The organism is Gordonia sihwensis, assembly GCF_029632925.1.
Taxonomy (GTDB): Bacteria; Actinomycetota; Actinomycetes; order Mycobacteriales; family Mycobacteriaceae; genus Gordonia; species Gordonia sihwensis.
Genome location: NZ_CP121249.1, coordinates 51323 through 69522, shown reverse-complemented (window position 1 = coordinate 69522; position 18200 = coordinate 51323). Strand labels below are relative to the sequence as shown.

The 18200-nt window shown below is 65.3% G+C and carries 21 protein-coding genes and 1 pseudogene; 17 read left to right on the top strand and 5 right to left on the bottom strand.

Features of this window, described 5'->3' with window-relative positions:
• From P5P27_RS20510 to P5P27_RS20450, 13 genes are all read left to right on the top strand, one after another.
• Nucleotides 1–426, top strand: a complete 426-nt coding sequence (locus tag P5P27_RS20510; RefSeq protein ID WP_006897745.1) for a hypothetical protein — start codon at nt 1–3, stop codon at nt 424–426.
• Nucleotides 423–647, top strand: coding sequence for a hypothetical protein (locus P5P27_RS20505; protein WP_101841742.1), 225 nt, complete (start codon nt 423–425; stop codon nt 645–647). Before P5P27_RS20510 ends, P5P27_RS20505 begins: the two co-directional genes overlap by 4 nt.
• Nucleotides 644–1228, top strand: a complete 585-nt coding sequence (locus tag P5P27_RS20500) for a hypothetical protein (RefSeq protein WP_006897743.1) — start codon at nt 644–646, stop codon at nt 1226–1228. Before P5P27_RS20505 ends, P5P27_RS20500 begins: the two co-directional genes overlap by 4 nt.
• A complete protein-coding gene (locus P5P27_RS20495; RefSeq protein ID WP_278127485.1) occupies nt 1225–2013 on the top strand; it encodes a hypothetical protein in 789 nt (262 codons plus the stop codon). The genes P5P27_RS20500 and P5P27_RS20495 overlap by 4 nt, the downstream gene beginning before the upstream one ends.
• Nucleotides 2014–2056: 43 nt before the next feature.
• Nucleotides 2057–2719 carry a hypothetical protein gene (locus P5P27_RS20490; RefSeq protein ID WP_006897741.1) on the top strand — a complete coding sequence of 221 codons (663 nt, stop codon included), beginning with the start codon at nt 2057–2059 and terminating at the stop codon, nt 2717–2719.
• A gap of 110 nt (nt 2720–2829) precedes the next feature.
• Nucleotides 2830–4503 (top strand): type IV secretory system conjugative DNA transfer family protein, encoded by a 1674-nt coding sequence (locus P5P27_RS20485; protein WP_278127484.1) that lies wholly within the window; start codon nt 2830–2832, stop codon nt 4501–4503.
• Between the two features lies 1 nt (nt 4504).
• Complete coding sequence (locus tag P5P27_RS20480) at nt 4505–5905, top strand: type IV secretory system conjugative DNA transfer family protein (RefSeq protein ID WP_278127489.1); 1401 nt, start codon at nt 4505–4507, stop codon at nt 5903–5905.
• Nucleotide 5906: 1 nt separating this feature from the next.
• Nucleotides 5907–6140 (top strand): hypothetical protein, encoded by a 234-nt coding sequence (locus tag P5P27_RS20475; protein ID WP_006897739.1) that lies wholly within the window; start codon nt 5907–5909, stop codon nt 6138–6140.
• 1 nt (nt 6141) lies between these two features.
• The gene (locus tag P5P27_RS20470) at nt 6142–6582 is read left to right on the top strand and encodes a DUF4913 domain-containing protein (protein ID WP_006897738.1); all 441 of its coding nucleotides are present in this window, start codon (nt 6142–6144) and stop codon (nt 6580–6582) included.
• Between the two features lie 35 nt (nt 6583–6617).
• Nucleotides 6618–7376, top strand: a complete 759-nt coding sequence (locus tag P5P27_RS20465; RefSeq protein ID WP_278127493.1) for a VOC family protein — start codon at nt 6618–6620, stop codon at nt 7374–7376.
• Nucleotides 7377–7516: 140 nt separating this feature from the next.
• Nucleotides 7517–8317, top strand: coding sequence for a TetR/AcrR family transcriptional regulator (locus tag P5P27_RS20460; protein WP_278127483.1), 801 nt, complete (start codon nt 7517–7519; stop codon nt 8315–8317).
• Nucleotides 8314–9183, top strand: a complete 870-nt coding sequence (locus P5P27_RS20455) for a 3-hydroxyacyl-CoA dehydrogenase (RefSeq protein WP_278127482.1) — start codon at nt 8314–8316, stop codon at nt 9181–9183. The genes P5P27_RS20460 and P5P27_RS20455 overlap by 4 nt, the downstream gene beginning before the upstream one ends.
• Before the next feature lie 2 nt (nt 9184–9185).
• Nucleotides 9186–10991, top strand: a complete 1806-nt coding sequence (locus P5P27_RS20450) for an oleate hydratase (protein ID WP_278127481.1) — start codon at nt 9186–9188, stop codon at nt 10989–10991.
• Between the two features lie 151 nt (nt 10992–11142).
• Here the strand turns inward: P5P27_RS20450 and P5P27_RS20445 are convergent, their stop codons facing one another.
• Together P5P27_RS20445 and P5P27_RS20440 are read right to left on the bottom strand one after the other, a co-directional pair.
• Nucleotides 11143–11517: a sulfate permease gene (locus P5P27_RS20445; protein ID WP_278127492.1), complete on the bottom strand. Its 375-nt coding sequence runs from the start codon at nt 11515–11517 to the stop codon at nt 11143–11145.
• A gap of 313 nt (nt 11518–11830) precedes the next feature.
• On the bottom strand, nt 11831–12151 hold the full coding sequence (locus P5P27_RS20440) for a very short patch repair endonuclease (protein ID WP_341338959.1): 321 nt from the start codon (nt 12149–12151) through the stop codon (nt 11831–11833).
• Between the two features lie 229 nt (nt 12152–12380).
• On the opposite strand from P5P27_RS20440, the pseudogene P5P27_RS20840 reads away from it, so the two are divergent.
• Nucleotides 12381–12635, top strand: a pseudogene (locus P5P27_RS20840) (helix-turn-helix domain-containing protein); the annotation flags it as partial.
• A 111-nt stretch (nt 12636–12746) separates the two neighbouring features.
• Nucleotides 12747–13478 carry a MerR family transcriptional regulator gene (locus P5P27_RS20430; protein WP_203567443.1) on the top strand — a complete coding sequence of 244 codons (732 nt, stop codon included), beginning with the start codon at nt 12747–12749 and terminating at the stop codon, nt 13476–13478.
• 51 nt (nt 13479–13529) lie between these two features.
• Here P5P27_RS20430 and istB read toward each other — a convergent pair whose 3' ends face one another.
• Both istB and istA read right to left on the bottom strand, forming a co-directional pair.
• Complete coding sequence (gene istB, locus P5P27_RS20425) at nt 13530–14357, bottom strand: IS21-like element helper ATPase IstB (RefSeq protein ID WP_203567444.1); 828 nt, start codon at nt 14355–14357, stop codon at nt 13530–13532.
• Complete coding sequence (gene istA / locus P5P27_RS20420; protein ID WP_278127480.1) at nt 14354–16027, bottom strand: IS21 family transposase; 1674 nt, start codon at nt 16025–16027, stop codon at nt 14354–14356. The genes istB and istA overlap by 4 nt, the downstream gene beginning before the upstream one ends.
• Nucleotides 16028–16243: 216 nt before the next feature.
• On the opposite strand from istA, the gene P5P27_RS20415 reads away from it, so the two are divergent.
• Both P5P27_RS20415 and P5P27_RS20410 read left to right on the top strand, forming a co-directional pair.
• Entirely contained in the window at nt 16244–16513 is a 270-nt protein-coding gene (locus P5P27_RS20415) for a hypothetical protein (RefSeq protein ID WP_278127479.1), read from the top strand.
• Nucleotides 16514–16596: 83 nt separating this feature from the next.
• On the top strand, nt 16597–16974 hold the full coding sequence (locus P5P27_RS20410) for a hypothetical protein (protein WP_006897736.1): 378 nt from the start codon (nt 16597–16599) through the stop codon (nt 16972–16974).
• A gap of 78 nt (nt 16975–17052) precedes the next feature.
• Here the strand turns inward: P5P27_RS20410 and P5P27_RS20405 are convergent, their stop codons facing one another.
• The gene (locus P5P27_RS20405; RefSeq protein ID WP_278127488.1) at nt 17053–17883 is read right to left on the bottom strand and encodes a hypothetical protein; all 831 of its coding nucleotides are present in this window, start codon (nt 17881–17883) and stop codon (nt 17053–17055) included.
• Nucleotides 17884–18200 lie beyond the last annotated feature (317 nt).

Genomic DNA, 18200 nt, shown 5'->3' with positions numbered 1-18200 from the left:
GTGAAGAAGACAACGACCGCGGTGGTGCTCGCGGGAACGCTGCTCGCAGTGACTGCATGCTCAGCGCCGGCGACGGAATCGGCAGCAGCGCGGTGTCCCGCGGCCGAGCAGCTCGCGGCGGCGCTTCACACGCGGTTCTCGGTGACAACCGCGGTCACCGACGGAGCCGAAGGTGGAGTAGAGCAGGGACGCTCGGTCGCTGCGCTGGTGCCTGCTGACGGCGCGACACCGGGCGGGGTAGGCGACCAGATCGCCCGTCGGGGGCGCGCCGACGATCGCAGCGAGTATGTCATGTGGAATCGCACGTACTGGCCGGCGGGCAGCAAGCGCGGCACGACGATCGAGGACCGAGGTAACGCCACTCTCAACGCGGTCGACCACGTGCGAATCGTGATCGACCGCACCAAGTGCATGGAGACACGATGACCAGGCGCGAGAAGGTGTTGGGCGGCGTGATGATCGTGGGCGTTCTCCTGGTCTGGGGTGCGATGGCGTTCTACTCGGTGTCTCTGCTTCTGTCGGTTCTCGGTGTCTCGGGCGGCCTGGTCATCGGGATCTCTGTCGCGACCACGCTCGCCTTCGAGGTGCTGGCGATTGCGGTCATGCGGGCCGTCGCGGCAGCTGGCTGGGGAGGACGGGACCGATGACGGCCACAGCGAGGCGGGCCTCGGCACTGCTCCTGGCCGTGATGCTGGCCATCGTGGTGGCGGCATGCGGCGGCGGGGACGACGCCGTTGACGGACCGGGGGATGCGGGCCATCAGCATCCGGACGGGCAAGGCCCCGTCGCGGGTGCCCCTCCGGACGATTCAGTACAGGAGGCATTGTCGAGGATCTACAGCTGGGAGCCGGCGAGACAGGCCGATTCCGGCGTCGCGATGAGAACTGCGCTGCCGTGGCTCAGCGGCGAAATGGCTCAGGCCGCTACTCGCAGTAGTACCGGGACCGACCAGATGCGGCCGATGCGTCAGTGGGCACAGTGGCGAGCGGAAAAAGCGATCGTGACCGCCACGGTGAAGGTTGTCCCGGCAGTGGACGAGCCGGGGAGCCGAACGACGAAGCGTCAGGCGGCTGTTCTGCAACAGATCCAGCGCGCAGACGGATCCGTCGACTCGTACTCGCTGATGACCTACGACGTCGATCTCGCTCTCGATGAGGACAACTGCTGGCGAGTCTGGCGAATCCAGATCGTCGACTCCCAACCACTGACAGATGGGGTGTTCCAGTGACTGACTACGACACTCGCGGCTTCAGCGCGGCCGGCTACGACCGAAACGGCTACGACCCATACGGCTACGACGCCTCGGGTTTCGATGCGCGGGGCTACGACCGAAACGGCTACGACGCTGCCGGGTACGACCGGCACGGCTTGGATTCCGCCGGGTATGACCGGAACGGCTACGACGCGAACGGCTATGACCGCCGCGGCTTCGATGCTGCCGGGTGGGACCGTAACGGCTACGACGTGGACGGGTTCGACCGGCACGGCATCGACCGCAGCGGCCGCAATCTGTACGGCGTTGAGGTCCCGTTCATGGACGACAACGCCGAACCGGCCAGGGTGCCGGGGCCAGCAAGGATCAGCACCGATGGTGGCGGTGAGTCGGAGGTGCAGGTGAGTCGGATGATCTTCGGCGGCGTGGCGACTGTGATCGTCGGAGCGCTGACTGCAGCGGTCGTTTGCTGGCTGCTGATGGCGCTGCGCACGAACCTGCCCGCAGAAACCTGGGCACGGGCAGGGGCACCGCGCATTCCCGACCCTGCAACGGCGGCGGTTCTCGCCGGTGCGGCGGCCGCGGCCGCCGCCGCATGCGCGCTGGCGCTGAGCGTTTTCGTTGCCGACGGACTGCGGTTCTTCCGTCTTACGGCGCTTCTGCTGACGGCGGTGTGGGTCGTGGCTGTCGCCTCCGAACACTCGTGGTCGACGTGGCTCGTGAGCGCGTTGACCATTGGAGCACCGGGCCTGGCGATCATCAGTCTCGCGCCGTCGGTACGTCCCACCCTCCGGCCCTGAGAACTCGCTTCACCTCACCAAACCCTCGATGGAAGGAACAATCATGACAAGCACGACAGCGCAGGACTGGGATACCGCGGCAGCCGTGGTACGTGACCATGCAGACGCCCTCGCCTCGATGGGCAGCCACTCCGAGCTGTACAGCTTCGCCAAGGAGAAGAACCTGGCGACCAAGCTCCTGTTTCCGAAGTTCAAGACCGAACTCCGCAAGCAGCTGCGCATCGATTACGACCAGATCAGGAAGGACACCCTCGCAGCCCGGTTGGTCGAACTGGAAGCTGCCGGCGAGACGGCTCCGACGATCACCCTCTTCTGCGCCGGTGACGTCGAGGTCGATTCGTACGCGGTGTGCCGGGCAGAGGAAGAAGACCCCTGGTACGGAACCTTCCACGAGAACGATCAGGTCGCAGATCAGGATCATGCAGACGAGTCCGCTGCGAGGAAGGCCGTGTATCTGGCGGGCAAAGCCCGTGAGTTCGCCGGACTCGACATCGTGCATCTGCGGTTGTCGGTCACCAACCATGTCGTGACACGCACCGCGCTGATGCGAGACATGCTCAAACACAAGGTGTGGGTGACTGTCGATATCGTCGACGACCCGAACGGCAATCCGGCTTTGGAACTGTGCCGCGCTCCCGGTTTCCGGGGCTGGCGAGAAGTCTCGCTGGGCGACCTGATCGAGGACAGCGACGGTGCGGCGCAGTAGTTGTCCGGACTCCGTAACGATGGGGGAATGCAATGCCCGTAGCTAATCCTGGACAGACGAAGAATCCGTCGCGGAACAGTGAGACCGTGCTCATGCTCGTTGGGCTTGGCGTGATCGTCGCGGCGGCGTTGATCGTCTGGGGCTCGTTGACGCTCGCCGGCGGTCAGCAGATCCCCGGCAACCCGTTCGCCGCGGTGATCATGGTAGCGAGCGGCAAACTCGCGTGGCCGACGGCCGCGACGGTGTGGGCCGTGGTGATCGTGGCCGTCATCGGGGCGGTGGTAGGGACCGGTCTGTACGTATGGAGCGGCCGTAAGCCACACCGGACTCGCGTGGACTCGGCGCAGCAGCACCTCGGTTCAGGCAAGGAGATCGCGTCCATCCGCGAGCGGGCTGTAGCGGAGAAGGCGCGGAGTCTCGGTATCGATTCGTCAGTTGCACCTGCACCGTTCACCACCGTCGAAGGTGTTCCGATCGGCAAGGAACTGGTTGGCAAGGGACGACTGCTGGGGTCGTGGGAGGACATGCACCTCGACATCTGGGGGCCCCGTCAAGGCAAATCGACCTCGCGGATCATTCCAGCGATCTGTGAGGCGCCCGGAGCTGTGCTGACCACCGAAAACAAGCGGGGCAATCTCGACCACACTCGGCTTGTCCGCGAGTTCCGCGACGAGGACGGCAACCCAACCCGGCAGGTGTGGGTCTTCGACCCGCAGCAGGTCGCCAATGAGCCAGCGTGGTGGTGGTGGAACCCGTTGTCCTACGTTGAGGACGAAACGCAGGCCGAGGAGTTGGCCCAGCTGTTCTCAGTCGGTGACGACGGGCTAGAAGCCAAAAAGGATCCCTACTTCGACCCCGAGGGAGAAGATCTGCTGGCTAATCTGATCCTCGCTTCGGCGTTGGCCGGCGAGCCGATCACCACGGTCTACGAACGCCTCGTCGACGAGAATTCCTGCCATCATGCTGTCGAAATTCTCCGTGAGCACGGCTACCCGATGATCGCGCGTGCGCTCAACGCCCGTTTGGGCCTGCCGGAGAAACAGAAGGCCGGCATTTTCGGAACCAGCGTGAAGATGGCCAAGTGCCTGCGCAACCGGTCCGTGCAGGAATGGATCACTCGAGGTGACACTGAGCGCCCGCACCTGGACCTGGAAGCGTACATCCGCAACGGCGAGACACTGTACTGCCTGTCGAAGGAAGGCGTCGGGTCGACGGGGCCGCTGGTCGCGGCGTTGACTGTGGCGGCCACCCGCACGGCCGAAAAGATCGCGACCGCATCGCCGGGTGGGCGGCTTCCGGTCCCGATGCTGTGCCCGCTCGATGAAGCCGCCAACGTCGTGCGGTGGCCGGATCTGCCCAAGCTCTACAGTCACTTCGGTTCCCGCGGAATCATCATCATGACGATCCTGCAGTCCTGGTCGCAGGGCGTCGGAGTGTTCGGCGAACGCAACATGAAGCTGCTCGAATCCTCATCGAACGTGTACGTCTACGGCGGCAACGTGCGCGAGAAGGAATACCTGGCCAGCCTCTCCGAACTGTGCGGCGATTTCACACGCGTGCGATTGAGCGTGTCTGATGCTCGCACTGGGAAGTCATCGTCGCGAAGCACCGACGAGAAGAAGATCTTCACCGTTGCTGATCTACAGGCATGGCCGCGCGGCCGCGCGCTCGTTCTGTCTGCCGGTAACCGTCCCACGGTCGCTGAGACTGTGCCGTGGATGGCCAAGCCATACGCCGACCTGATTCGGCAATCGCTCAACGAATACGCCCCGAAGGGACAGTGAAATGGACGACGACCTAGCGAAGAAGGCGCGGAGTCTCGGTATCGATTCGTCAGTTGCACCTGCACCGTTAACCACCGTCGAAGGTGTTCCGATCGGCAAGGAACTGGTTGGCAAGGGACGACTGCTGGGGTCGTGGGAGGACATGCACCTCGACATCTGGGGGCCCCGTCAAGGCAAATCGACCTCGCGGATCATTCCAGCGATCTGTGAGGCGCCCGGAGCTGTGCTGACCACCGAAAACAAGCGGGGCAATCTCGACCACACTCGGCTTGTCCGCGAGTTCCGCGACGAGGACGGCAACCCAACCCGGCAGGTGTGGGTCTTCGACCCGCAGCAGGTCGCCAATGAGCCAGCGTGGTGGTGGTGGAACCCGTTGTCCTACGTTGAGGACGAAACGCAGGCCGAGGAGTTGGCCCAGCTGTTCTCAGTCGGTGACGACGGGCTAGAAGCCAAAAAGGATCCCTACTTCGACCCCGAGGGAGAAGATCTGCTGGCTAATCTGATCCTCGCTTCGGCGTTGGCCGGCGAGCCGATCACCACGGTCTACGAACGCCTCGTCGACGAGAATTCCTGCCATCATGCTGTCGAAATTCTCCGTGAGCACGGCTACCCGATGATCGCGCGTGCGCTCAACGCCCGTTTGGGCCTGCCGGAGAAACAGAAGGCCGGCATTTTCGGAACCAGCGTGAAGATGGCCAAGTGCCTGCGCAACCGGTCCGTGCAGGAATGGATCACTCGAGGTGACACTGAGCGCCCGCACCTGGACCTGGAAGCGTACATCCGCAACGGCGAGACACTGTACTGCCTGTCGAAGGAAGGCGTCGGGTCGACGGGGCCGCTGGTCGCGGCGTTGACTGTGGCGGCCACCCGCACGGCCGAAAAGATCGCGACCGCATCGCCGGGTGGGCGGCTTCCGGTCCCGATGCTGTGCCCGCTCGATGAAGCCGCCAACGTCGTGCGGTGGCCGGATCTGCCCAAGCTCTACAGTCACTTCGGTTCCCGCGGAATCATCATCATGACGATCCTGCAGTCCTGGTCGCAGGGCGTCGGAGTGTTCGGCGAACGCAACATGAAGCTGCTCGAATCCTCATCGAACGTGTACGTCTACGGCGGCAACGTGCGCGAGAAGGAATACCTGGCCAGCCTCTCCGAACTGTGCGGCGATTTCACACGCGTGCGATTGAGCGTGTCTGATGCTCGCACTGGGAAGTCATCGTCGCGAAGCACCGACGAGAAGAAGATCTTCACCGTTGCTGATCTACAGGCATGGCCGCGCGGCCGCGCGCTCGTTCTGTCTGCCGGTAACCGTCCCACGGTCGCTGAGACTGTGCCGTGGATGGCCAAGCCATACGCCGACCTGATTCGGCAATCGCTCAACGAATACGCCCCGAAGGGACAGTGAAATGGACGACGACCTAGCGAAGAAGGCGCGGAGTCTCGGTATCGATTCGTCAGTTGCACCTGCACCGTTAACCACCGTCGAAGGTGTTCCGATCGGCAAGGAACTGGTTGGCAAGGGACGACTGCTGGGGTCGTGGGAGGACATGCACCTCGACATCTGGGGGCCCCGTCAAGGCAAATCGACCTCGCGGATCATTCGGCAATCGCTCAACGAATACGCCCCGAAGGGACAGTGAGATGGACGACGACCTGTTTGGCGATGAAGAACTCGAGGACGACGAGCCGAGCGGCGCAGCTGCCGCCGAAGCTGAGCCGGAGCCCGAATTTTCTTCGGTCTATGAGTTCGTGGAAGACCACCTGTCGCTGTTGTACGCCCGCAAATGGGAGTTCGCCGGCAAGAGTCGCCTGTGGTGTCGGAGGTGGTTCGAACACGCCGAAGCAGTGTCACGACTCGAAGCAGTGTGGCGGGCCTATGAATCGCTGCGCCTTGATCCGACCCTCGGGATGAGCGTGTGGTGGCGCGACCATCTCGATCCCCACATGAACGCGTTGACGAATCCGGAAGGTCCGTTCGAGGGATGCAGTCCCGACGCTCACAACCCCCGGACGGCAGCTATGCCCTGTGACCGTATGGACGACGACTTCGTCCGAGCCGTGATGGGCGTCGACGGAGCGTAAGCGACCGGCTAGACCCACTAGAGAAGGAGCATGCAGTGCAAGACCACGACGAACTCGAGCAGGTTCTGGAGCGGACCGCAGCTAAGTTACTCGGCCACGGTGCCTCACTGATCGAAGCCCTTATGCGGCGCCTGCGCCAAAGCGCCGAAGAGCAGATGCGGCAAGAGGCAGCGCAGGACGATCCAGCACTGTCCAGCGTCGCTCGGCACACTGAGCCGGAGCTTGGTTCGGCACCCAGCCCGATCGGTGGCCTCAGTGATTCCGAACTCGACGCACAGGTGAAGGCCCGATACGGGCTGGATGTTTCGAGAATTGGCGACCGCGAACATGATCGGCAGTGGGCTGATCGGGCGGCACCGGCCGATGTGCTCGATCTGCTGCGTGCGGCAGACCGCGACGGCGACGGTTCGGCGACTGCCGCCCGGCTGCGCGACAACCTGATGGAACGCATTCGCGAGTACGGGATCGACGCAGACGCGCTGCTGTCCGAGTCGCCCGAGGCCGCAGGTGAAGCTTTGCGCGAGAACCGAGTGACTATGTCAACTCCATCCGGCCCCGGGATGACGGCCCGACTTGGCTCCAGCCAGGGCGAGATCAGCAGCAGCACAGGGCGTTCGCAGATGCCCTCTGCGAGGCTGGTGCCCATGAGTGCTGAACCTTCTCTTGTGCCCGAGCTAGCCGTGATCGACTGCAGTGTGTCTGTGCGGTTCTGGCGTGACCTGCTGGGATTCGAGGTGCTCTACGACAGGCCCGAGGAGGGCTTCGCCTACCTCGCCCTAGACGGTATGGAGTGACCACTCAGCCACCCTGAGCGGTCACTCCATACCGTCTAGTCGGCCCCGAACCCCACCAGATGACCGGCAAGCTCCTCGCCTGGGGCGCCGTCCACGCGGCGACCACCCCGCTCCCAGCCGGCGTGCACGCGCCCGTCGCGGTGATCGGCCTGGAGACACTCATGACCGGTCAATCGCACGTATCGGACGTGCGCGTGCGGACCCTACGACAGCGAGGTCGCATGGGTTGCGCGCTCCTCGATAATGAGTACGCTCATTCTTGTGGACGAAAGGGCGATCTCATGACGGCGCCGCAGGTGCTGGGCCGTCGCGAAGGGAACATGCAGCTCAAGCACGAGCGCATCTTCGCCGCCGCGGCTGAGCTGTTCGCCGAGCGCGGCTTCGCGGCCGCGACGACGCAGGAAGTGGCCGACCGCGCCGGAGTTGCAGCGGGCACCGTGTTTCGATACGCGGCGTCCAAGAGCGAACTGCTTCTCATGATCTATAACCGCATGTTCCGTGAGGCCATCGCTGAAGGCGTCGGCTCCGCGGCGAGACCGATGGACGCCGTGGACGCGGTCCAATCGATTGTCATGGCGGTTTTCGACGCGTCGATGGCGTCGCCGGAGAACAGTGCTGCGTATCAGCGAGAGCTGCTCTTCGGCCCCGCATCCGAGCGATACCGTGCCGAGGGACTCGCGATCGTCGCCGAAATGGAGGACACGATCGCGACACGACTGCTCGCTGCCGCCCCCGAGATGGATGCCGACTCCGCGCGACTGACCGCCGCCTCCGTGTTCGCGGTCCTGCACCTGGGCATCGCGCGCTCGTCGACCCAGGCACATCCAGGGCGCGATGCCCGCCAAGACCTGCACGATCAGGTCCACCTCATTCTCGCCGGGCCGGCGTCGTCGAAGACGCTGGCTGGTGCCAACCAACAACAGAAGGGCAACCAACGATGACTGATATCACCCATGTGACGGTTCTAGGGACGGGAGTGCTGGGCTCCCAGATCGCCTTCCAGACCGCCTACAGCGGTTTCGCGGTGACGGCCTACGACATCAGCGACGAGGTGTTGGAGAAGGCGCGGCAGCGTTTCGCCGGCCTCGCCGACACCTACCGGGTGGACGGTGTCGCGGGCGCTGCCGACGGCAAAGCTGTCGCAGCGCTGGATCGCGTCCGCTACAGTGCCGACCTGGCCGACGCGGTGAAGGACGCCGACCTCGTCATCGAGGCGATCCCGGAGATCCTCTCTCTCAAGCAGGAGACCTACGAGAAGCTCGGGGAGGTCGCGCCCGAGAAGACGATCTTCGCGACGAACTCGTCGACGCTGCTGCCCAGCGATCTCAAGGACTTCACCGGACGTCCGGAGAAGTTCCTCGCGCTCCACTTCGCCAACCAGGTGTGGAAGTACAACACCGCCGAGGTGATGGGGACCGCCGACACGGACCCGGCCGTCTTCGACGAGATCGTCGCCTTCGCCGGAGAGATCGGCATGGTGCCGATCCCGATCCACAAGGAGAAGGCCGGCTACGTCCTCAACTCCCTCCTGGTGCCCTTCCTCAACGCGAGCTACGCACTCGCGGCCGGCGGTTATGCCGAGCCAAAGGACATCGACAACGTGTGGCGGATCGCCACCGGAGCCCCGCTCGGCCCCCTCCAGATCACCGACATCATCGGCCTGACCACTCCGTACAACATCCTCTCCAACGCGGGACCGGAGGCGAAGCCCCTCGCAGACTGGCTGAAGGCGAACTACATCGATCAAGGCAAGCTCGGCATCGCGACCGGACACGGCTTCTACGACTACCAGAACACGGGAGAGTGACCATGTACTACAGCAGCGGCAACTACGAGGCCTTCGCCCGCCCCCGCAAGCCCGAAGACGTCGAGAAAAAAACCGCCTGGTTCGTCGGGGCGGGTCTGACCTCGATGGCGTCGGCGGTGTTCATGATCCGCGACGGACAGCTCCCCGGGAACAGGATCACGATCCTGGAACGGCTCGACCTGCCAGGCGGGGCGCTCGACGGCATCCGCAAGCCCGAGAAGGGCTTCGTCATCCGCGGCGGCAGGGAGATGGAGGACCACATGGAGTGCCTGTGGGACCTCTTCCGCACCATCCCGTCGCTCGAGGTCGACGGGTCGGTGCTCGACGAGTTCTACTGGCTCAACAAGGACGACCCCAACTACTCCCTCAACCGCGTCACGCACAACCAGGGCGAGGAGTTCGTCACGAACAACGAGTTCGGGCTGACCGACAAGGCACAGAAGGACATGGTCAAGGTCTTCCTCGCCTCCCGCGAGGAGATGGAGGACAAGCGCATCGACGAGGTGTTCGGCCAGGACTTCCTCGACAGCAAGTTCTGGCTGTACTGGCGCACCATGTTCGCGTTCGAGAACTGGCACTCCGCCCTTGAGATGAAGCTCTACCTCCACCGGTTCGTGCACCACATCGGCGGCCTGCCCGACCTGTCGGCGCTCAAGTTCACCAAGTACAACCAGTACGAGTCGCTCGTGCTCCCGATGTACAAGTGGCTGCTCGACCAGGGCGTGAGGTTCGAGTTCTCCACCGAGGTCACCGACATCGACTTCGCCTTCGCCGGCGACCGCAAGCAGGCCACCCGCATCCACTGGATCAAGGACGGCGTCGAAGGCGGCGTCGACCTCGGTGCGGACGACCTCGTCCTCGCGACGATCGGCTCGCTCACCGAGAACTCCGACGACGGCAACCACCACCGCGCCGCGAAGCTCGACGAAGGCCCGGCGCCGGCCTGGGACCTGTGGCGACGGATCGCAGACAAGCATCCCTCCTTCGGGCGTCCCGACGTGTTCGCCGGCGACATCCCCAAGACCAAGTGGGAGTCCGCGACCGTCACCACCGTCGGCCCCGAGATCCCCTCCTACATCGAGAAGATCGCCAAGCGCGATCCGTTCGCAGGCAAGGTCGTCACCGGCGGCATCGTCACCGCGAAGGACTCCGCCTGGCTGATGAGCTGGACCGTGAACCGACAGCCGCACTTCAAGGCGCAGGCGGATGACGAGATCGTCGTCTGGGTATACGGACTGTTCGTCGATGTCCCCGGCGACTACACCGGCAAGACGATGCAGGAGTCGACCGGCGAGGAGATCACCCAGGAGTGGCTGTACCACATGGGCGTGCCCGTCTCGGACATCCCGAGGCTGGCTGCCGACGGTGCCAAGACGGTGCCCGTCATGATGCCCTACGTCACCTCGTTCTTCATGCCCCGCAAAGCCGGCGACCGTCCCGACGTCGTGCCCGAGGGAGCCGTGAACTTCGCGTTCATCGGACAGTTCGCCGAGACGACCCGCGACACCATCTTCACCACCGAGTACTCCGTGCGCACCGGCATGGAAGCCGCCTACCAGCTGCTCGGCATCGACCGCGGAATCCCCGAGGTGTTCAACTCCACCTACGACCTCCGCTTCCTGCTCAAGGCCACCGCACGCCTCCGAGACGGCAACGAAGTGGAACTGCCCGGCCCGAAGTTCGTCGGCAATCACATCATCAAGCGCCTCGACCACACCCAGATCGGCCAGCTCCTCACCGACTTCGGCTTGATCCCCGAAGTCGCCGACACCGTGAGGCGGAACCGCTCCGACGACGCGATCTCGTAGCCTCACGGAGTCGTCGCGCTCGTTCGCTCAAAGCCGTTGTGAACCTTCGTGGAGAGTTTGACAACTTTCCCCGGCCGCTCGCAGGCTTCCCGCTGCCGCTCGTGCGCTGCGCGGTTGGGGACCGCGGTGCAGGTGTAGATCGCGGCGCGCATCAGGCCACGCTCGCTTCCGTATAGGCGACAGACTCCATCGCGTCGTCCTGACGCCGGGCTCGGCGGCGGGCGACGGCCTCCTGGATGCGAACGCGGACCAGCAGCGCGAGGCTTACCGGGCCCATGATGAGGAACTTCATCGCGTTCCAGATGAACAGGAGTACGAGGAGGTTGAGCCATCCGGGGCCGCCGTCCGCGATGAGGTTGGTGCAGATGCTCGCTGCGAGCAGGTAGGGCACGGCGAGGAGCATCGCGGGGATGCCCCACTTCAGTCCGCGGCGAATGCGGATCAGGTCGAGCAGGATGTTGGTGGGCATGTAGCGCCGCAGGAAGTAGCGGGTGCGGACGCTCATCGCCCAGAGCAGGCGAAGCATGGTCAGGCCTTTCATCACACGTAGTTCTCCGTCGAGGAGGCAGTACGTGGATGAGCGCCCCGAAGGGCCTTGTCCCGAGGGACCCGCAGAGAGAGTGAAACCCTGCCTCGTCTTCTACTGTACGACTCGACGGTGGCGTCCGGAAGAGGAGGAAAGCAGCGGGTAGTCGCTGTTTGCATGCGCTCGACTGGCCGAAGCGTCGACCGGGGCGTGTGTCGCGGCTGGGTCAGGTCATGCGTGGCCTGACTCACATGGTCACGCAGCGGGGCCTCGCACGATCGCCTCGATCGCATCGGCTACGCCCGACGGGTCTTCATGCCCCCATGAATCGCAAGACCGTCCACCCACGCTGACTGAGGAGCATACTGGTCTCAAGATCGCGCTGACGGTTCCGCTCGACCTTCTCCGACCAGTAGGCGGCGTTCGACGCGGGGCGCGTGTAGTGGGTCTCGCAGCCATGCCAGAAGCACCCGTCGATGAACACGGCCACACGGGGGCCAGCGAAAACCATGTCCGCTGTGCGCCGGATGTCTCTCTCCGGTCGCGCGTTCACCCGGTAGCGCAGGCCGCGTGAGTGGGCGATGTGGCGCACCGCCCACTCAATGCTGGTGTCTCGGCTGCGGTTTGCCTGCATCACTTTGCGAGCCGCTGGGCTCGATGCCCACGACCCGGAGGTCATGCTCGAAGCATACGCAAGAGTTCGGCCGGCGGCTCAGGCGTCCACGGGCTGTTTGTGCGCCTTAGCTGTGATGTCCGGGCAGGTTGTTTCCCGACACGGGGCTGAGTTTTCCAACGGGTGAGGGCCTCCGGGCTGTGAAGTGGAGCTGTCTAGTTGACCGCTTCACGAGCCCGAGGAGGCCCTCGTGTCCCACGCTAACGCTGTCCTGACCCCGCGCACGAGACTCCGTCTCGCGCGCCTGATCGTCGATGACGGTTACCCGGTCGCCGTCGCGGCGAGGATGTTCATGGTTTCGCAGGTCACCGCCCGCAAAGGGGCTGCTCGTTACCGGGCTGAGGGCGAGACGGGGATGCAGGATCGGCCTGAGCGAGGAGGCGGGCGTTCGCCAGTTCCTCGTGCAGGACCCCGACGGCTACCTGGTGCGTCTCCAGATGTCGTTGGGACAGCGAACGTTGGAGCAGTAGCCCAACGCGGCAAGAGCGTGCGCCAGTGGCCATGCTCGCGTCCCGGGGGTTGACTCTCGGGCAACCCGAAGCACGACTCTGGAGTTGTGAGTGATGATCTTCTCAATGTCGGGCCGTTCGCCAAGCGCGCGGGGCTCAGCGTTCACGCCCTGCGCCACTATGATGCGTTGGGACTGCTAAAGCCCACCGAAGTCGATCCCAAGACCGGCTACCGCCGCTATTCCACTAGTCTGCTTACGGCAGCAAGGCTCATCGCTGATCTGCGCTGGCTCGACGTCCCACTCCCCGACGTTCGGGACATACTCGCGGCACCCTCCTCAGACCGGGCGCGGACGTTGCTCGAGTCGCATGTCGAACGCCTTGTTCGCACCCGCCACCATCTCGATCAGCAGATCGCTCAGTGCAGTGTCTACGCGTCCAAAGGAGTACCTGTGCCCACCATCCTCACCACCGTTGTCCCGGTCCAGCTGAAAATCCGGGTAGCCAACAAAGAGAGAGCACGACGCTTCTACGAGGACGCCTTCGGCCTGGCACAACAGGTGATCCGGCACACCGAAGACGCCGACTACGACGGCTACCTGTTTGGTGATTACGGCCAGCCAGGTTTCTTTCTGCTTCTACTGGTTGACGACACCGACTTCGACTGCCCCGGCCGCAGCACCCTCGGCCTGCTCGTCCCAGACCTCGACACCATCCACCACCAGGCTCTCTTAGCCGGGGCGACCGAAACAGTACCCATCACGGACGCCGACGGGATGCCCCGAGCGAGTGCAGTCACCGATCCAGATGGCAACTGGATCTGGCTCTACCAAGGATGAGGCCCCTGTGCCTCCCCCCAAGGACGCGCGCTCATCGGCAGTTTAGGAATGTCACGCGCCTGTGGAGGGGGTCTGGTGGCGTGCTCGGGTGTGGGCGAGTCGGTAGGAGTTGGTTCCGGTTTCGATGATGGTGGCGTTGTAGGTGAGGCGGTCGACGATCGCTGCGCACAGTCGTGGGTCGGTGAAGGTGTCGGTCCAGGCGGAGAAGGACTGGTTGGACGCGATCGCGATGGCGTTCTTCTCTTCGCGTTCGGTGAGGACCTGGAACAGCAGTTCGGCGCCTCGCCGGTCGAGCTCCATGTATCCCAGTTCGTCAATGACCAGGAGATCCACTCTTCCGTAGCGGTTGATGGTCTTGGTGAGTTGCTTCTCGTCAGCGGCCTCGACGAGCTCGTTCACCAGGCGGGTTGCGAGGGTGTAGCGGACGCGGTAGCCCTGCTCTGCGGCGGCGGTGCCGAGAGCGATGAGCAGGTGGGACTTGCCGGTGCCGGAGTCCCCGATCAGGCACAGCGGGTCGCCGCGGCGGATCCAGTCGCCGGTGGCGAGCTCGTTGATGGTGGCGGGGTTGATGTTCGGGTTCGCGGTGAAGTCGAAGTCGGCGAGCCACTTCTCGCGGGGGAATCCGGCGCTCTTGATACGGCGCAGGGTGGAGCGGCGGTCACGGTCGTCGACCTCGGCCAGGAGCAGCTCGGCGAGGAAGCCCTGGTAGGTGAGTTGTTCCTTGGTGGCGGTGGTGATCGCCTCATCGACGACGGACCGGATGGTGGGCAGTCGTAGGCGGCGGCAGGCCTGGTCGATCGCGGCCTGGGCGGCTTGTTCGGTGAGGCTGTGACGGCGGCGAAGACCGCCCGGACGGGAGCTGCTGGTGTTCGTGGTCATGGGGTTCCTGTCTGGGTGTGGTGGTGGACCTCTGCGGGGGCCGGGGCGGGATCGGTGGCCGTGTGGCGGCGGCGGAGGAGTTCGTCGTAGGCAGTGACAGTGGGCAGGGGTCGGGTGTCCTCGGGCAGGTGCGCGATGACCTGGTGTGGGTCGGTGGGGCGTCGTGGTGGCAGGTTCACGACCGTCCCCCGCCTGGTCGGGCTGACTGGGGCGGGTGTGTGGGTGGTGGCGTGGCGGCGGGCTTCGACGGCGACGACGTCGGGGCTGATCGCACCAACGGACAGGGCGCTAGTGATGCCGGCGATCACCGCCTCGGCGGGGAGGGATCGGTGGAGCAGGAGCACGTCGATCAACTCCTGGGTGCCCGCGACGTCGCCGCTGGTCTTGCGGGCGGTGGCCCAGAACGCGTCGTGCGCGGCGGTGAACGCCCCCGCGGCTCTGGCTTGAGCGAGGGCGGTGGAGCCGGGGAACGCACCGGGCTTGTGCCGCAGGACCTCGAGGTAGTGGTCCAGCTCGACCCGGGTCACGCCACGGGTGCCGAGGCGTGGGTGGGTCGCGACGACGCTGCGGCCCTCGAACACGACCACGCACGAGGCCCGCAACGACACACGGACACGTTGCCCGATCAGGTGCGCCGGAACGGAGTACTTGACCATGCGGACAGTGATCAGGGCGGAGCGGTCGACCCGGGGATGGAGGATCAAGCCGGGGTCGAAGTCATCGGCCGGCAACGGAGCCAGGTGGGGCAGTTCGGCGCGGTAGTCCTGCCCGATCGTGTTCGCATGGCCGGCGATCCGGCGGGTGTTGTCGTCGACTTCCCAGACACGGATCTGGTCGTTGAGTTCGTCCAGGCTGGCGACCTCGGGCATCGGGGTGAGGTGGTTGCGGCGGAACCAGCCGACCTCGCCCTCGACACCGCCCTTCTCATGGGCGCCGTCGATGCCGGGCTGGCAGTAGAACGCGTCGAAACCGTAGTGGGAACGAAACAGCACCCAGCGTTCGTTCTCCTCGCGGAGCCGGTCACCGCCATGGATTACCTGCACGACCGCGGACGTGAGGTTGTCGTAGCGGATGTGGCGGGTCGGGATGCCGCCCAGGGCGTGGAAGGCCTCGATGTGGCCCTCGAGGAAGGCCTCCTGCCCACCGGTCGGGTAGACGCGGTGGATCGCCTTGCCCGAGTGCGACAGACGGTAGACGAACATGTGGCACTTGGTCTTGACGCCGTCCAGGATCACATACACCTCACCGAAGTCGACCTCCGCCTCCGCGCCGGGGGCGTGGTCCTGCGGCACCATCGCCTCCACCCGCCGCCCGGCCTCCAGATCGATCTGCGCGCGCCGGACCCGCACGTAGTCCCGCACCGTGGAATAGGACAGGTCCGTGGCGCCGTGCTCGTCGCGTAGCCGGGCCAGGATCCTGGTCGCAGTGTGACGCTGCTTGCGCGGCGCGGTCAGGTCATAGCGCAGCATTTCGTCGATCGCCGCCTTGTACGGGTCCAGGCGCGGTGCCGTGCGGACCGGGGTCTTGCGGGGTGGTGGTTCGGCCGAGGCGAGTGCCTGGCGGACGGTGCGGCGGTGCACCCCGTGCTTGCGCGCGAGCTCGCGGATGGACAGACCATCGACTCGCGCGTCGTGGCGGATGTCGGCAAACAGCTGCACTCGTGACCCCATCTCGGCTCCCTTGCCCTCGCGACTGGTTCCCAGTGATGGGGACCAGCGTGAAGGGGTGGGGCCAGTTCAGACCGTCAACACCCCGGCAAGTCGCACGCGGGGCCAGATCAGGCCGTCACAACGGGGCCAAACTAAGCTGTCACAACCAACCGAGAGTCCTTTCTCGGCGAGAACGATCCCGCCATCGACCGCGATGCCGCCGAGGTGACCTCTCTGATGGGGCGCGCCCAGGCCGCCGATCGTGAAGCCGAGACTCTGAGCGCACACGCCGATGACGGCTATGCAGCGGCCGACAACGTGTCCCGCAGCGGTCAGGTCGCCGCGGGTACGACTGGCACAGGCGCGGCCACTGCGGCGACGTTGGCCGCCAAGGACCATCCGACCAACCCTCGCCGGGCCGCGGTCACCGCGGCCAAGCAGGCGCCGAAGGCCAAGCCTCCCGCCGGGCGCGGTGCCGATCGCGAACGCGGACATTCCGGCCGTTGACACCCACGAATCCGTAGATTGATACATGCGGTGGTTCCTTGGACGGTCAGCCACCCGAGCAATCTCATAGAAGGTAGGACAACATGACAGACATAGCAGCAGACGTCGTGGCCGAGCTGGAAGCCGAGGACGCGAAGGAAGCCGCCGAGCTAGCGGAGCGCCAACGTCGTCGGCGCGAGGCGCTGGTGCCAGCGATGGCTCTCTCGCGCGAGATCCTCGCCGCCCGCGAGGAGTTCCTATCCGCGGATAGGGAGCGGGTCGACCAGTTGACAGCATTGGTCAAGGCCGCACGTAAGAGCGGAGCGCCCAAGGCGCGACTCGACGAACTCATGGTGGAACCATTGGCCGGCCGTAAGCGCGCCCCGCGCAGAACCAAGCGCACCGAGCCCAAACTCGAGAGTGGCGCGCAGTCTGCGGCACCACCGGTCGGCGAGACGCCATCTCGCCCGGTAGCGGTGTAACTGCCGGCCTTATCACCCGAACACGACCCTGTGATCGCCACGTGATCACAGGGTCGTGTTCGTATGTTGCGGTCGTCTCTATCGCTCGAACCCTCGACGTCCCTCGTTCGACCGTGGTGTCGGACGAGGCCGCTCGATCGGCGGGCCTGCCGACACCTGCCGCCGAGCGGCCGGCCTCGTCCGGTTCGCCGCCGGGGACGGCGCGCGGTCAGCGAACCGGCGATCGACGGCCGCACTGGCTGCACGGATCCGCCGCGCTTGCCGCAGATGTCCTTGCGCTGCCATCGCTTCTGCGATCGCGCGACTGGCGGCGATCATCTGCCGAGTCACGGCCATCCATAGCAATGTGGTGTCGTCTCCGTTGCTCGCACCGGCGATCATCGTCGCCGCGACACGAGCGACAGCACTACGCGTTTGCGCGCGGCTTCCGGCCGCTCCGGTGCTGCGACGTTCGCTGGCGGCGCCGGAGAGTGCATCGGCCAACCGGTTCAGATCACGCGCGTCCGCACCGCCCATGTGGCGGGCCGCCGCACCGACCGCGGCGGCAGTGTCACCGGCGGCAGTGTGCCACGACTTCGACGTCCTATCTGAGACCGAGTTAACGCGTCTCTCCCAACGGTTGGCCGCCTCGGCCGCGGCCGCCGCGCGAGGACCGGCCGGCCGCGAGTCGGCGGCGTGTACGGGCGTCACGTCCGCGCGACGCCACGCCGCCGCGGCCAGCTTCTGATGGTCGGTGCCGCCGGGCCACCTCTGCCGAAGCGACGAGAGCTTCAGTTCGTCAGCGAGGTATCCGGCCGACCTCCATGCCGGCTTACCGTCGCTGTCTGCGGCCAGACTGGGCCGGAGCGCGACACTGTAGCCGGTGACTTCGGTGGTGGAGCCGCGGGCGAACCGTGGACGAATCAACACGTCGCGGTGAGCACGGACCGCGCGCACATAATCGGCCTCGGTCGCCGACGACTGAGCCAGCGGTCGGAGGATCGAGCGCAGCCTGTCATCGACAGCCGCGAGCTGAGCGATGACAGGCTGCTCACCGCGCGGCGGTGGGGGAGGAGACGGTGCAGCATTGCGTGACGCATGTTCCCACGCCGACCTGGCATCAGCGCGTGCGTTCTTGTCGTCGATCCATCGTTCACGAAGTCGTGGCAATGACAGATCTTCACCGAGCTTCTTGCCGCCGTGCATGATCGGCTTTCCGTGCCGGTTGGCGTACTCACTCGCCGGCA